The sequence below is a fragment of the Secundilactobacillus muriivasis genome (assembly GCF_054785195.1).
The window spans coordinates 1-14,764 of the sequence record NZ_BAABMI010000057.1 but is presented as its reverse complement, the minus strand read 5'-3'; the positions used below and the strand labels follow the sequence as shown (position 1 = coordinate 14,764).

Genomic DNA, 14,764 nt, shown 5'->3' with positions numbered 1-14,764 from the left:
TTGCGGAACGAATCAATTACAATCAAGCCGAAACAAACGTAGTAGCAATGCACGTCGCCAAGTTCGCTAAGTAATGCGAAAACGCCCGAATTTTGAGGTAAGTGATGGCCTCCTGAACTAGCAATGAACGCTGCCGTCCAACGCCAATCCAACAAAAAAGCGCCACAGACACCACCTCAGGGCATCTCTGGCACTTAACCTACTCACTTCTGATACTTTCCCAACGCCGCCATCTGCGTCCCAATCCGGTCGCCCCACTCCTCACGGTTATGGTGAGCCAACTCGTTAACCACAACCTCTGGCTGTACGCGGTCCACCACTTTCTGAATAGCCGACGTCGTAAACGGAATGTGTTGATCGGCCTTACCCAATCGGTTGTAGACTTGCGCAAACTGGTCGAGGTACGACTTAGAGTGGTCTAACGGTACGTTTTTAGCAACTTCCGCAAAGAAGCCGTCGTGAGCGGCCACGCTGCAGTTTAAATGCATGACCTTAATGTACGGAATTAGACTTTCGTTTCGGTCGAGAATCTGCATGATGTAATCACAGGCATCGTCTTGGTTCGTGATGGCTAAATTCGTGTTGCTTAAATGACCAGTATCCAAAACGATGCCGGTATTAGGAATCTTCACCCGGTCTAATAGTTCTAGCGGTGTTTTGGGGTTCAGCAAGTTCAGCTCACCCACGGTTAGGTTTTCAAATAGAAAATCGTAGTCCATGTACTCGCCGTAGCGGTCGTAAAGGGTGTTGGCCATCTCCACGGTACCATCGATGATCTGCTGGTTTTTGTAGCTGATGTCGGCCTTGTCGTAGGCGTAGAGTTCATCGAGGGTGGTATCGCCGACGTGGTAGACCACGTATTTAACCCCTAACTTATGGGCCGCAATCAACTGTTTACCGTAGACTTCAATCAGTTCTTCACGGTTCTTGGCTTGGAAAAATTCGGTCCAGGCAGCTTCAGAACCGTACTCCTTCATTAAGGTTTCGGTGTCGTTTTGCCACAGCGGTAGCCAGTTGGCGTAGAAACTGAGGTGTAGGCCGGGAATCATGTCGGCTTTCATCTTAGGTGAAAAATCATCGCCAACTAAAATGGCCTCGATGCCGTTGCAGCCATACCGCTGGTAGAAGTGCTTGAGGTCGTCAGTGCTGTCGAATTCGTCAACGGACCAGTTGTTGACGGGCATGTTAATGAGATAGTCCATGTGAGGTCTTCCTTTTTGTGTAATCGTTTACAACCTAGTATACACGAGCGGGGCGTGACTCGGCGGGAAAATTGAAATAAAAAGTGGCGCCAATTGCTTTGTCTAGAAATCAGCAATTATGGTACTTGGTATTCTGACGTGGTTCATCGATGTTTGCTGTCGTTTGTGTCCAGCGTAAGTGTTGGGTGTGATTTGGGTGTTGGCTGTTTGTCGTCGCTTCGCTTGCCAAAGCCGCACGAAAACCGACGCTCTCAGGTTACAAAATTCGGCGCCACTTAAACTGTTATTTCCAGGGTTCCTGAAGATGTAGGAACTTGTCAACCACGCGCTTTCTGGCCACCACGCCGAATGGTGCTGCGCGAGACTGAGAGCTGCATGCAAGGCAACATCGGTAAACCCGCCAGGCCCGGGCGCCTTCACCGATGTTACCTTGCACACTGCTCTCAACCCGTCTCGCTCCGCACACTTACGCCGAACACAAACGACAGCAAAAAAAGCCCTGGCATGCATTAACCAGAGCTTTCGCTTAAAATAAACGATTTAATCCGTATAAACTTTAACCGGAATCTGCAACAACCGACCAAGAGCCTTCAAATCATCAACGTAATCGCCATAAACCAGCGCAAAGTGAGATTCGTAGCCTTCTTCAACGAATTGGTCAACCAGTTGTTCAACTGGCGCGTCCATTTGGACTCGACCAGAAGCACCGTTGAATTGAGGCTCAACGTCTAACACGTTGCCGCGAGAAATCGCTAATTCGTAGCCGTCAAGTTCGGTGTAGTGGACCCGTAAGAAGGTCACTTGGCCGGGTTTGAGGACCATGTTCGGACTGACAGGCACTTTGCGGTTTGGGTGAACGCTGGCTTCAACGCCGTACTTGGGGTTGGCCAGTGAGTAAGCGCCGTAGTCGTGCCAAGTGGTCATGGTGTTATCGCTTGGATCCATGCTAGAGAAGTCACCCAAGAAGGTGGCGGCGTGATCGCTAGTCATCTGTTGCAGGATGTACATCGACAACGCACCGTGAATGTCACATTCCATCGCGGTTGGCAGTTGTTGGTCACAGAGTTGAGACCACACGGCGCCGGGGGCACTGTGGTATTTGTCAAAAAAGTCTGGCCAGCAGCGTGACGCTAGGGCGCCTAAGTGGTCTTGGGCTTGGTACTGCTTCATTAAAGTAGCGAACTTCACGAAGCGGATGGTTTCATCACCCTTGGCGTCCAGATCCTTAAAGTTGGCGATGGCGTAGTCCAGTTGTTCCTTGTAGACGGCGGGTTCCAAGGCGTAGGCCTGATCGAAACAGTCGTCGATGTTGTAGTGGATCAAGTGGGTGCCAAAATGCTTCTGGAGTTCAGCAGCGTTGGCATCCGAGAAGAAGAATCCGGGTGGGAAAGTGCCGACAACGCCAATGTTGAGGTGAGCGACTTCGTCCTTGATCTGAGCGGCCTTCACGAAGCTGTTGATCTTATCGTGAACGGCCGGTTCGTCAGGGTTGCCATAGATGTGGTCGAATTGGTGGTGTTGGCTAGCTAAATAGTTGCCGGAACTCATGATGCCAGTTAACGCGTTGAGGCGTAACCAACCGTGAATGCTGGGTTCGTGGGGTGCCAACAACAGGATTGGTGTGTTCGGGTACCATTCGTGGACCAATTTAATGAACTCGGCATCCGTAAAGGTCGTGTTATGGAAGATGATGCCAGCGAAATGTTGATCACGAACAGAGGCCAGATAGCTGCTCAGTTCTGTTGGATCGCCCAGTGAAGCTTCTGGGGCAACTAAATCGTATTCGGATAATTGTTGTTTGGTGCTTTGCATGATTTTTTCAGCGGTGTCGGCGTCAAATTTGCGACGGACGACGGGGAGGTAGAGAATTTTGCTCATAAGTGTGCGCTTCCTTCTAAGTTAGTCTGTGAGTGGGGTGATGACGGTGTTGGTGCCGGAAAGTCCGGCAAACGCGCCGTTGTTCACCATTCGGGTATTTTCGGGGTGAGTGATGAGCCATTTGTTGTGCTGGAACAGCAAATCGTCAGGTTGCCGGTCGCTGTTCAGCGGCGTGTTCGTGTCGGCGGTGAGCACCACTAGGCATTTGAACCCGGATTGCCAAACCCGGATGGGGGCAAAATGCAAGGTGGTTGGGTACACTTCGATGGCGGTCCCGGCTGGCACGAAGAAGGCGTGGGCCTTGTCCGTCGTCATTGTCTTGCCGTCGAGGTCCTTACGGTGGGCAAGAAACAGCACTAAATCCGTAGTGGCTAAATTCAGTTCAGAACAGTTGTGCCATTCAAAGGCGTTGATCCGGTCGCTGTTACCGTTGCAGTAGCCGATTTCGACGGCTTGTTCGCCGTAGAAGTCGTGGCCGATGTCGGCGCGTTGGTCATCCGTTAAGAACTGAGGATCATCGCGGACGTAGACGTTCTTTTCATCCGGAATAGTCGTGTTGGCCGCCAACGTTTCAGCGAGTTCATTTTGGTGTGGTAGGGTGACCACGCGGCCGTACAGTGCGAAGGCGGGGTCGGTGACTAACGTGATTTTAGTATCAGGGTTAGCTTGTTGCAGTTTCGTTAAAGTGATCATGGCTTACTCCGTTTCCGTGTTGTCCCAGGCGTCTTGGAAAATCTTCAGGCCTAAGTCGGTGTAAGGGTTGTAGAAGCTGTTTTCGTAAACGGCCAGTGAACAGGTCACGATGTCGGCGCCGTAAATGGCGGCTTGTTGGATCTGTTTGGCGTTGCGGATGGCGGCTACGATGATCTCCGTCTTAAAGTCGTAAGTCCGGTAGATGTCGACCACGTCCTTGACGTAGTTCATGCCGTCGTCGCCGTAATCTTCCTTCCAGCCGACGAATGGCGAGACGTATTTGGCACCGATTTTACCCGGCATGATTGATTGGGCTGGGGAGAAGACCAGCGTCATGTTGGTACGGATGCCGGCCTGTTCGAGACGGCGAGCAGCGATGATGCCTTGCTTGTTGGTTGGAATCTTGATGACGAAGTTTGGTGATAAGGCGCTGATCTTAGTAGCCATTTCAACCATTTCGTCAGCAGTTTCTAAGTGGGGGTTAATTTCCACCGAAACCGGGAAGTCGGGCTTATCAGCCACATAGTTAGCGATGTCGGTAATCGCCGTCATGAACGGTTTGCCGCTGGCCATAATGTGCTTGGGGTTGGTGGTGACGCCGTCAAAGCCGTATTGTTCGTAAGCAATCTTGATTTCATCTAATTTGGCACTGTCTAAAAAATACTTCATGATAAATTTCCCCTTTTTAATTAGTCATTTGAACAGAGTTAACTTTTTCATCACCGCGACGGTTCAGCAGGTCCTTGACGATGGCGCCGTAGCGCTTTTCAGTCAAGGAGTAAGCCCAGTACATCAAGATGATGGTGGCAATCGATAAGACGGCCGAGTACAGGAACATCAAGCCACGAATCCCAAGTAGGGCGCCGGCAGTTTGGGTTTGGCCGGGCACGTAACCGACCCAGGCGAGCACAACACCAGGCACGAAGCCGGCGATGGCTTGAGAGAGCTTTCGGAAGTACAGGAAGAAGGAGTAGGTCATCCCTTCGGAACGGATGCCAGTCTGCCATTCGCCGTATTCCACACAGTCGGAAACGAGGGCCCAGTTGAGGGCGCTGGTAAAGCCGTCGCCAAGGTAGGCGATGGAGGTAAAGAACACGAACAGGAAGGTGTTGTCAGCCATGAAAAAGCCAAGAATGTCGGCGATGGCCCAGATGGCGCAGCCCAGCATGTAGACGTATTTTTTATCAATGCGTTTGGTGAGGATGGGGGTTAAAAATACCGAGACGAAGACCATCCCGATACTGAAGAAGCCCAGCCATGAAATGGCGGCAGTATCTTTCAGAATGTACTTGCAGTAGTAAACCTGGACGGCCAGTTTGAGGTTGAAAGCCGAGAAGGTGAACAGGTTAACGATACTCAAAGTGATGAGCGGTTTATTTTTCAGCAGTGATTTGAACGCTGCTTTAAGATCCTTTTTATTGACCTTTTGTTTGGCGGGCGCCGAGTAGTTTTCTTTAATGTTGGCATAGGAGATCCACTGGCAGATGACGCCGAGAGCTGCGAAGACCACGACGGCCACGGTGTAGCCGGTCTGTTCATTTGGCAGCAGGTTGACGATCGGCATAAACCCAATCGTCGCCAGCATCAAGCCTAGGTTAGACCCCGCTTGACGCCAAGAGGCCAGTTCGGAACGTTCCTGACTGTTTCGGGTCATCGTCGGGATCATCGAACCAAACGGCACGTTGGAGATACTGTAACAGGTCCCAAACAGCATGTAGGCGAGGTAGGCCCAGATCAGTTTACCGGTCACCGAGAAGTTCGGCGTGGTAAAGTTGGCGATCAACAGCAGGCCGAGCGGAATCCCGGCCCACAACAGGAACGGCCGGAACTTCCCGCGTTTACTAATGTTGGTTCGGTTGTCGATCCAGGTCCCCACTGACATGTCAGCGAAGGCGTCCCAGATTTTGGCGACCAGAAAGACTGTCCCGGCGGCTGCGCTGGGAAGCCCGACTTGGTCGGTAAAGTAGTTCAATAAGTAGAGTTGTCCCATATCAAATAGGAAGTTATTCCCAACGTCGCCCATGGCGTAACCAATTTTGTTACGCAGGGTGACGGTGCGGGGCGCAATGTCGTTTTTTTGAGTTGCGGCTTGGGTTGTCGAGTCCATCTTGCTAAATCCCTCCAAATGCTAAGTAGTTTATGTATCCCGGCGAGCTGAGGTCAAACAACCTGAAAGTTGCCTCACCTTAGCTCGTTGGGATCGAGCTAAGAATCAAGTGGTGCTGAAAAGGTGATCAGCCTAACGCAATCATCTTTTGGTTAGCGAATTCGTATAACGCGAGGTCGCTCATTTCACGGCCGTAACCGGAGTTCTTAACGCCGCCAAACGGTAACTGTGGGTAACCGTTGGAAGGTTGGTTCAAGAAAATCTGACCGGTTTCGAGTTGTTCGGCGACCGCCTGTGCTTCGGCGGTGGTGCCAGCGTAAACGGCACCGGCTAAGCCGTACTGCGAACTGTTCGCCAGTTTAATGGCGGCTTCCGTTGACTTAACCACGTGAATCTGACCCACGGGACCGAAGAATTCGTCATCGTAGGTTGGGTTGGCGGGGGTCATGCCCGTCAACAACACCGGTTTGAAGAAGTTGCCGGGCTGATCGGTCACGGCACCACCGTCAACTAGGACCTTGGCACCGTTCGCCACCGCAGCGTCGACTTGGGCCTGCAAACCAGTTTGAGCTGCCTTCGAGGAAAGGGGCGCAATCGTGGTGCTGTCCAGCTTCGGATCACCAATTTGTTGGGCCTTGAAGGTCGCAATCATCTTAGCGGTAAATTCCTCGGCGACGGCTTCATGGACGATGTAGCGTTTGGCTGAGGTACAGACTTGGCCAGCATTTCGCAGACGTGAGATGGCGCCATCCGCCACGGCTTGGTCAATGTCAGCACCAGGCAGGACGATGAAGGCGTCGTTGCCGCCAAGCTCCAAAGTGGATTTGGTCAAGGCTTGGGCTGCTTCTGCTGAAACGATTTTGCCGGCCTTGGTGGAACCGGTGAGGGCGACGCCTTGGACGCGGTCGTCAGCGATGATTGTGGCGGCCTGGTCGTTGGTGATGAACAGGTTTTTGAAGGCGCCATCGTCACCGATAGCGTCCCAAACCAGTTTTTCAAACAAGTCCGCACACCCCGCAACGATGGCGGCGTGTTTTAAGATCACTGGATTGCCCAGCAAGAAGTTCGGCGCAAACACCCGCATCACTTGAGTATAAGGAAAGTTCCAAGGCTCAATCGCCAGCACGATGCCAGTTGCATCGTAGCGTAAAAGCGCCTGTTTGTTGTCCAAATACGTATAGGGTTTCGGCTGCAACGCCTGTGGCCCGTGATCGACGTAGTATTGTGCGATATTAGCGGCGGCGTTGGCTTCACCGAGGCCTTCGCGGTAGAGTTTGCCCATGTTAGTCATGGCCGCTTCGGCAAGGTCGTCAACGTGGTTGCGGAAACTGTCGGCGATTTTTTGAAGTTGTGCTGCCCGTTGCGCTACTGAATCGGTGTAGTGGTCGTGGTAGTATGTATCGCCCCGCTGTAAGGCGGTTGCGATGTCGGTATCAGATGCGTTGGGATAGTCGATCACCGACTGTCCAGTATAGGGATTCGTCACGTGATAAGTCATTTTGAAGCTCCTATCTGTTGAAAGAGATCCGCAAAGGCTGAGTCCTTGCGGTAAAAGACTGGAATTTCACCCAAGGGTGCTGGGACGGTGTGGGTGCCACCGGTGTAAAGCCGCCCTGACCAGAGGTGGACCCACTGATCATCTGGCAAGTAAACTGACCAACTAGTTTGGTTCGGTTGGCTGACGGGGGCAACCAACAGGTCACTGCCGAACAAGAACTCGTCTTGAACGTCGTAGGCATGCGCATCGTCCTCGTAGTGCATAAACAGTGGCCGTTGCGCGGGTAATCCGCGGTGAGCGGCTTCGGCGATAACGGCGTGGCGGTATGCGGTGAGTCGTTTGAAGACTTTCGTATATTGCGCTAAGTGATCGATGGCTTCGTCATCTTCGTAGACTTGGAAGTTTTGGTCAGGTCGGTTACCTTCGTGGGACCGCATGATCGGCGTAAAGGCGGCCATTTCGGCCCAACGCATAAACAGTTCCTTCGACCGCACGTTACCGTAGAGACTGGTATAGCCACCGATATCGCTATGGCTTAGGCTGTTACCGATGATGCCGCTTGAGAGGGCGGCGGGCACGGTTGAAATCAGCCCATCGTCTTGGCTCCAGTTGACGCTTTGATCACCAGCCCAAAGTAGCGGCGTGTATTTTTGACTACCAGCAGCGCCGGCACGCATGAAGTACATCAGTTGGTCGGCCTTGCCGGATTCTTGCACCGCTTCGTAGTTGCACTGGGCCCAAAGCACCGGCCACTTGTTGTGCATCATCAGTGGGTCAGAGTGGTCGTACAGCACAACGTCGGTGGGTAAATACTCGCCGAAATCAGCCATCCAACCGGTGATGCCAGCGTCAATCAACTGGTGCTTGATGATGCCTTTAAACCACTCGAAGGCATCGGGGTTGGTAAAGTCAACGACGCCACAGTGAAATTCACCGAAATCAACGAGGTAAACACCGCCGTCCTGCGTTTGGGCGAAGTAGCCCTTGGCGGCAGCGGCTTGGAAGGATTCGGCATCGTTAGCGATGTAGGGATTGATATACCCTAAGAACTGAATGCCATCCTGTTGCCAAGCCTGAATCTGATCGGTGAGGTGGGGATAAAGTTTTTCGTCCGCGCGCCAATCCCAGAAGAGCCGTTTGCCAAAGCTGGTCATGCGGATGCCTTCCCAGTCCTGACACCAGAGGCCGGCGATTTGAACGTCGCGGGCTTGGAGCTTGTTTTTCAGGTCGTTGACCCGTTGCGTGCCACCCTGTAAGCCCAGGATGATGCCGTTATCGGTCCAAGTCGGTAAGCTGGCGTTGCGGCCCATGAGCGCTGTTAGTTTGGTCACGAGTTCTAAGTAGGTTGGCGCTTGGTCAAACACTAACTTAGTCGGCACGCCCCAGAATTGCAGTTCGTGGTAGTCATCGTTTTGAAAATCAAAGTCAGCGTAGGTGTAACTTTCCACGTGGCAGAAGTAGTGTTGCGTGGAAACGAAGGTCGCTTCCGGATAGTTGGTGGTGTAGTAGTCGCCACCCGCGTGATCCTGATCCGCTTGAAAGGTAGTCAGCGTATGCTTGTTGCGGCCAATTCCGGGTTCGGATGACCAGAGTGGGAAGTGGTGCCCCCGTAAGTTGAAATACGAGAGTTGTTCACCAGCCCCGTAGACCTTTTCGTCTGGCTGAGCTGTGAGCCGCAACCAGAAGCGGTTCCAACCATCAATGAGTAAGGTTGGCGTCACTTGTAGGCGGCTGTGACTATCGATGGTGAAATTAAGACTAAGGTAGTCGCGACCATCGAACCCTAACGTCAGGGTGATGTCATCTTCAGCGACCTGCTCATCAGTGATGGTGAGCGGAATCTTAGTTTGTAAGTTATCCTTGATATCAAAATTGCCCCGGTACATATCGATGGCGGCGGTGCCGCGACCCAGAAATGCGATCGGCGACCCATCGGTTTGCTTGAAGAGGGTGAGGTCGTGATAACTGACCTCGTGGCGACTGAGAATCAAGTGTTGTTGTTGCGCAATTGTCATGGATCAGAAACCTCCGTTATGACCACGGTATTAAGTTCGTGGTTAAGTGTTAGGTGATACGGTGTTAAGTTTGCATTTAAAATTACACATGTTTCGCAAGTTGTTTGGTATGCAAACATCTTATGGCTGGGAACTTAAGTGGAGCTTAAAAGGCATGGTTGAGACGTAAAAATTGATTGTACGAATATGAAATCGCTTACATTTTCAACCGGTTCAAATAACCTAACGTTGATAAAGCCGACCACTTACGGTCACATTTTAGCCACTTAGCGCAAACGGCTTGTGTCCATGGGTAAAATCAGGTTAACTAAAAACATAGAAGGGTGGGAAACGTTGTGAAGGTCCGGATTGAAATTGATCAAACACTGGCTGAGCCGGAAATCGTGATTCGCACACCCGCTGAGGATGCGGAAATTCGACAGTTGTTACAGCAGTTGAGCGTTCCGGATGTTCCGACGCCACCGGTGTTAACGTGTTACAAGGGGGATACGGCCTACTACCTCGATTTGAATGAGATTTTGTTTTTCGAAACTGAGGAGCGGCAGGTTAATGCCCATACGGCGGATGATATCTTCGAAACCCGTCATCGCTTATACGAACTGGAAAACCTGTTACCTGGGTCTTTTATGCGGGTATCAAAATCCGCTATTTTGAATGTGGCCAACGTGTTTGCGTTGACCCATTCCCTCTCGAGTAACGTTGTAGCGTTCCAGCAATCGCATAAGCAGGTGTACGTATCGCGGCGCTATTATCCGGTGTTGAAGCAACGGTTAGAAGAATTAGAACAGCCATAATTGAATGGTATAGCCATTATTTAAGGTGAAATTAGTGATTAAAATCACGATAAACGCCTGTGCAGTCATAATAACACAATTTTCTAAAATGGAACATCATTAATTTGGTATAGTTACTTAAATTGCCGATTATTACTGGCTTTATCACGTAAAATAAATTTTTGCCAAGCTGGCAGACAGGAGGATGGGGTCATTGCGGACGAGTTGTGACCCCTTAAATAAATTATGAATCGTTCATTTCGCAACCGTAACTGGTTCTGGGGCGCGTTTTTCATTGTTGGGGCGCTTTTGTTGGGGGCAAGTCAGTTGAATCTGATCAATTACCACTTTAGTTTCTGGGGCGTTATCGCGACGCTGATTTTGGCAGGGGCGTTGATTCAAAGCCTTGCAATGTTGAGTATCGGTGGGATTGTGTTTTCACTGGCCTTTTTGAGCATCTTGTACGCTGGGCCACTGGGTATTCAGGCCTTGGCGCCGTGGACGATTCTGGGGATTGCGGTGCTGTTGACGATTGGCTTATCGTTGATTTTTTTCCGGCCGCGGCACCGCTATTGGGAAAAACGATTGCACCATCACGGTCACCCGCACGGACCACATTATCATCACCAGTATAATGGTGGCATGGTTGACGAGGAGACGGTATCGGACGATAAGACGACGTTAAACATCGAGAGCCGGATGAGCAACAGCATCCGCTATGTCCGCGGCAACAACTTGGAACGGGTCAACGTGACGGCGTATATGACGGGGCTGAAAGTGTATTTTGATAAAGCTGATTTAGTTGAAAATGCCGTGATTGATATCAACAGCCGGTTTAGCGGCGTGGAACTGTATTTACCACAGGCGTGGCAGGTGATCAACAAAACGAACGTGTCATTGAGCGGTATTAATGAAAATGGTGTGCAGCAGGTGGACGGAAAAGTGGTTTATTTGACCGGGGATGTGGTTTTGTCGGGGGTTGAGGTGTATTACATGTAGAGTGCGGAGAGAAGCGGTTAAAGAGCGGCGTGTAAGGTAACTTCAGCGAAAGCGCCCGGTTTTTGGGCGTTTTTGCTGAAGTTACCTTACACATAGCTCTTTGCTTCTCGCAGCACGTTTCGGCGCGATTGCCAGAAGACACTAAGGAAGGCAGTCCCACTAGAAAAGCGGTAAGCGGAAAGCCGAATCCAAAGAGGCGCCGAAAACTAGGTAGTAGTAACGCACGTCGCCAAAAGCACTCAATATTAGAAATGAGAAACCCCGGTTTTTGGGGTTTGTGGTGGAAGTCGCTTACGTGCAACTCTCTGCCTTGCGCAGCACGTTTCGGCGCGGCTGCCAGAGAACATCACGGAAGGCAGTCCCACTAGGGAAATAGTAAGCGGAAAGCCGAATCCAAAGAGGCGCCGAAAACTAGGTAGTAGTAACGTACGTCACCAAAAGCACTCAATATTAAAAATGAGAAACCCCGGTTTTTGGGGGTTGTGGTGGAAGTCGCTTACGTGCAACTCTCTGTCTTGCGCAGCACGTTTCGGCGCGGTTGCCAGAGAACACCAAGGAAAACAGCCCCCAAAAATAGTAAGCGGAAAGCCAAATCCAAACAGGCGCCGAAAACTAGGTAGTAGTAACGAACTGTCGCCAACACTACCATGGTGAGGATAGCGTCGGATACTTTCACTGGACATTAATGATCATTTCAAAATGCAGTATTAAAAACGGCTAACCAAAATAGGTAGTCGTTTTTCGTTTGGATAGTATTTAGACAGAGTGGCAGTTGTTGTTCACTTGCAAAAGTAGGCCTTGCGACGCGCATTCCAGCAACGGATTTTTCGGTGGCACTTGGAGTTAACTGTCCCGGGATTTAGCAATTATGAACGCGCTATTTCGCCACTGATTCCCTTCGCCACGCCGAAACGCGTTCGGAGAAGCAAAAGGTTATGTGGAAGGCGTCCCCAGTGAAACCGCCAAGCCCCGGCGCCCTCACTGGGGACGCCTTTCACGCCACCTTTTAACCGCTTCTCCTCACACTCTTGCCCCCAACCGCCACCTGTGCTTAAATAAAAGGTAAGTCACAATGAGGAGGCCCTTATGGGAAATATCTTAACCGTGCAGAATCTCAACAAGAGTTTCGGCAATAAGCACATTTTGCATGACGTGTCGTTTACGGTTGAACGGGGGCACGTTGTTGGGCTCGTTGGGCCTAACGGTGCTGGGAAGTCGACCCTGATGAAGACGCTCCTTGGTCTGATCAATTACCAGACTGGGACGATTGAGATCGATGGCGAATCAATTACACCAACGAGTCATGAAGCGCTCAGTAAGGTTGGGGCGTTGATCGAATACCCCGGCATTTACCCGTTTTTAACTGGTTGGGATCACCTGCGGCTGTTTGCCGATGGTGACCACCAGTTGCGCCACGTTCAAAACGTGATTTCACAGTTGAATATGGATAGTTACATTAAACGTAAAACTAAGGATTACTCCTTGGGAATGAAGCAGAAGTTGGGAATCGCAATGGCCTTGGTCAGCGAACCCGAACTCGTCATTTTGGACGAACCGATGAACGGGATCGATCCACAATCGATCAAGGACCTACGTGACGTCATTATGATGGAAGCGCAAAAGGGCACCACGTTCCTGATTTCGTCTCACATTTTAAGTGAGCTGCAAAAACTGGCGCAAGACCTCTTGATTATTGATCAGGGCGCTATCGTGCAACAAACCACGATGCACCGGTTATTGGCTTCGCAGGGGAAGCAGACGATCATCCTGAAAACCAATAATGATCCGCAAGCACAACAATTATTGAAGGCGGCGGGATTCCAATTAACGCCAAATCCACAGTTGGAGGTCGTTGAAACGGACGACACTACGTTACCTGAAATGCTGAAGGTGTTAGTTAACGGTGAGGTTGACGTCTTAGACATCGATCGACTGGAAGGTAATCTGGAAACGTCCCTGCTCGAAGTCTTGAAAGCCAGCGAGTTACAGAAGAAGCAGCAAAAGGAGATGAGCTAGTGGGCACCTTAGTGAAGCAGGAATTATTCAAACTTTATAAGAAGAACAGTACCTGGATCAGCGCATTCTTCCTACTAGCAGCGGAGGCGTTCTTCGCGATTCTGTCTCGCATTTACCCGAAAACGTTTGAGCCGGCTGCGACCTTTGAATCACTGTATTTTGCCCGACCAATCATCATCTTCTTTATGATTGCGGCCTGTGCGACGATCATCACCATGGAATTTCAGTACGGGACGATCAAGGAAGTGCTGTACCGGCGCTATAGTCGCGGGCAGATCCTCGTTAGCAAGTGGCTGGCAATGTTTATCTACAGTGTGTTCTGGTACGTGTTGAGTCTGGGCATGGCGCTGGTAATGAAGGCGATTTTGTTTGGTCACCACCTCGATTTAGATAAGGGTGTGGGCGACGGACTGACCATCTTCACCCGAACGCTGGAAATCAGTGCGGCGACCTTTGTCACGTTGTGGTTGTTGCTGAGTTTGGTTTTCTTACTGGCCAACGTCTTTACCAGTTCTTCAGCCGCTGTTTCAGTCGGCATCATCGGCTACTTTGCGACCAGCATTGTTGGCCAATTGCTGATCATGTTGATTCAGAAGTGGGAATGGGCGAAGTGGAACCCGTTGACGATGCTACTATATCCCAATGCGTTGGCGCATCCCGGAACTTATCAAGCGCTCGTTAAGCTTTCATCGTTTGAGATGTTTGTGGGGAACGTGATTTACATTGCGATTTTCCTTTGGATCGGTTTTTATGTGTTCCTGAGAAGAAATGTTTAGTTGAAAATAAATGTGAAGCGGTAGATTTCTGATTGGGAATCTACCGCTTTTATTGATGATTAATGTTGTGATTGGTTCAGCAAATGACTTGAAAAGGTGTATCATTGTTCGCTTTTAAAAAATGATTTTTCTGATATTCTTGGCTTAGTTTGATTAAAATTGATACGCAAATTCAAAAAATAAGGTCGATTATTTAATTAAGAAAAGGAAAAATCAAGGAGGCGAAATGGAAAATTTTAAGTGGTTGCTGAAGTACGCAACAAAAGTTAATCTAGGAACGCTCAACGTGATTTTATTGTTATTTATTTTGGCGATGATTGCCAGCCCGTTGCATTTTGATGGGTTTAATTGGGACGTGCTCTATAATGGGATGAGGCCGATTGTTGCGATTGCGACAGTTAGCGGCATTATTATTGCGTTGTTGCAGTTTCGAATGGCTAATAAAAATCGAGAAGAGGACCTGGCTAATCGGCGGTTTGATTATACGTCAACGGCGTTGAATCTGTTTTATAGTGAGATTAAACCAAATATTGAAATGCTTGATTTTAAGGTGTTTGATGATAAAATATCAGCGTATCAGTATGATGAAGCTGGCTACTTGACGGAAAATCAAATGGGACGCCGGTTCTCAGAAATCAGTGAGTTTTTAAATGATGCCACGAATGATGATTTTGTAAATCAGTTTACATCGATTTTGTTTATGACTAGTAGACTTTCAGGATATTTATATTATCCTGAATTATTCACCAGAAACTCCAAAATCCCCATCAAACACATGATTCAAGTGCTTGATGGGAATTTTACGTT

At 50.0% G+C, this 14,764-nt stretch carries 12 protein-coding genes; 5 read left to right on the top strand and 7 right to left on the bottom strand.

The genetic code is table 11. The features are described 5' to 3' along the window. Nucleotides 1–203 precede the first annotated feature (203 nt). The 7 genes from ACYVR3_RS12585 to ACYVR3_RS12555 all read right to left on the bottom strand — a co-directional run bounded on the left by ACYVR3_RS12585 (nucleotide 204) and on the right by ACYVR3_RS12555 (nucleotide 9,393). Entirely contained in the window at nucleotides 204–1,202 is a 999-nt protein-coding gene (locus tag ACYVR3_RS12585) for a TIM barrel protein (protein WP_461244533.1), read from the bottom strand. A 540-nt stretch (nucleotides 1,203–1,742) separates the two neighbouring features. Further along, nucleotides 1,743–3,080, bottom strand: a complete 1,338-nt coding sequence (locus ACYVR3_RS12580) for a hypothetical protein (protein WP_057152085.1) — start codon at nucleotides 3,078–3,080, stop codon at nucleotides 1,743–1,745. Between the two features lie 21 nt (nucleotides 3,081–3,101). After that, on the bottom strand, nucleotides 3,102–3,773 hold the full coding sequence (locus ACYVR3_RS12575) for a DUF4867 family protein (protein WP_461244532.1): 672 nt from the start codon (nucleotides 3,771–3,773) through the stop codon (nucleotides 3,102–3,104). 3 nt (nucleotides 3,774–3,776) lie between these two features. After that, entirely contained in the window at nucleotides 3,777–4,442 is a 666-nt protein-coding gene (locus tag ACYVR3_RS12570) for a transaldolase family protein (protein ID WP_461244531.1), read from the bottom strand. Nucleotides 4,443–4,458: 16 nt separating this feature from the next. Next, nucleotides 4,459–5,880: a glycoside-pentoside-hexuronide (GPH):cation symporter gene (locus ACYVR3_RS12565; RefSeq protein WP_461244530.1), complete on the bottom strand. Its 1,422-nt coding sequence runs from the start codon at nucleotides 5,878–5,880 to the stop codon at nucleotides 4,459–4,461. A 127-nt stretch (nucleotides 5,881–6,007) separates the two neighbouring features. Further along, on the bottom strand, nucleotides 6,008–7,378 hold the full coding sequence (locus tag ACYVR3_RS12560) for an aldehyde dehydrogenase family protein (RefSeq protein WP_461244529.1): 1,371 nt from the start codon (nucleotides 7,376–7,378) through the stop codon (nucleotides 6,008–6,010). Beyond that, nucleotides 7,375–9,393, bottom strand: coding sequence for an alpha-glucosidase (locus tag ACYVR3_RS12555; RefSeq protein ID WP_461244528.1), 2,019 nt, complete (start codon nucleotides 9,391–9,393; stop codon nucleotides 7,375–7,377). The genes ACYVR3_RS12560 and ACYVR3_RS12555 overlap by 4 nt, the downstream gene beginning before the upstream one ends. A 335-nt stretch (nucleotides 9,394–9,728) precedes the next feature. On the opposite strand from ACYVR3_RS12555, the gene ACYVR3_RS12550 reads away from it, so the two are divergent. From ACYVR3_RS12550 to ACYVR3_RS12530, 5 genes are all read left to right on the top strand, one after another. Next, entirely contained in the window at nucleotides 9,729–10,187 is a 459-nt protein-coding gene (locus ACYVR3_RS12550) for a LytTR family DNA-binding domain-containing protein (protein WP_461244527.1), read from the top strand. Nucleotides 10,188–10,412: 225 nt separating this feature from the next. After that, entirely contained in the window at nucleotides 10,413–11,165 is a 753-nt protein-coding gene (locus ACYVR3_RS12545; protein WP_461244526.1) for a LiaF transmembrane domain-containing protein, read from the top strand. 1,086 nt (nucleotides 11,166–12,251) lie between these two features. Further along, nucleotides 12,252–13,181 carry an ABC transporter ATP-binding protein gene (locus tag ACYVR3_RS12540; RefSeq protein ID WP_461244525.1) on the top strand — a complete coding sequence of 310 codons (930 nt, stop codon included), beginning with the start codon at nucleotides 12,252–12,254 and terminating at the stop codon, nucleotides 13,179–13,181. Next, a complete protein-coding gene (locus tag ACYVR3_RS12535; RefSeq protein ID WP_461244524.1) occupies nucleotides 13,181–13,957 on the top strand; it encodes an ABC transporter permease in 777 nt (258 codons plus the stop codon). Before ACYVR3_RS12540 ends, ACYVR3_RS12535 begins: the two co-directional genes overlap by 1 nt. Before the next feature lie 226 nt (nucleotides 13,958–14,183). Further along, nucleotides 14,184–14,764: hypothetical protein (locus ACYVR3_RS12530; RefSeq protein WP_461244523.1), on the top strand; the 581-nt coding region annotated here is incomplete at its 3' end.

What these genes read in the sequence shown, in the direction of transcription:
- ACYVR3_RS12585 (WP_461244533.1), bottom strand. Translation starts at nt 1,202, where the DNA reads ATGGACTATCTCATTAACATGCCCGTCAACAACTGGTCCGTTGACGAA.
- ACYVR3_RS12580 (WP_057152085.1), bottom strand. Translation starts at nt 3,080, where the DNA reads ATGAGCAAAATTCTCTACCTCCCCGTCGTCCGTCGCAAATTTGACGCC.
- ACYVR3_RS12575 (WP_461244532.1), bottom strand. Translation starts at nt 3,773, where the DNA reads ATGATCACTTTAACGAAACTGCAACAAGCTAACCCTGATACTAAAATC.
- ACYVR3_RS12570 (WP_461244531.1), bottom strand. Translation starts at nt 4,442, where the DNA reads ATGAAGTATTTTTTAGACAGTGCCAAATTAGATGAAATCAAGATTGCT.
- ACYVR3_RS12565 (WP_461244530.1), bottom strand. Translation starts at nt 5,880, where the DNA reads ATGGACTCGACAACCCAAGCCGCAACTCAAAAAAACGACATTGCGCCC.
- ACYVR3_RS12560 (WP_461244529.1), bottom strand. Translation starts at nt 7,378, where the DNA reads ATGACTTATCACGTGACGAATCCCTATACTGGACAGTCGGTGATCGAC.
- ACYVR3_RS12555 (WP_461244528.1), bottom strand. Translation starts at nt 9,393, where the DNA reads ATGACAATTGCGCAACAACAACACTTGATTCTCAGTCGCCACGAGGTC.
- ACYVR3_RS12545 (WP_461244526.1), top strand. Translation starts at nt 10,413, where the DNA reads ATGAATCGTTCATTTCGCAACCGTAACTGGTTCTGGGGCGCGTTTTTC.
- ACYVR3_RS12540 (WP_461244525.1), top strand. Translation starts at nt 12,252, where the DNA reads ATGGGAAATATCTTAACCGTGCAGAATCTCAACAAGAGTTTCGGCAAT.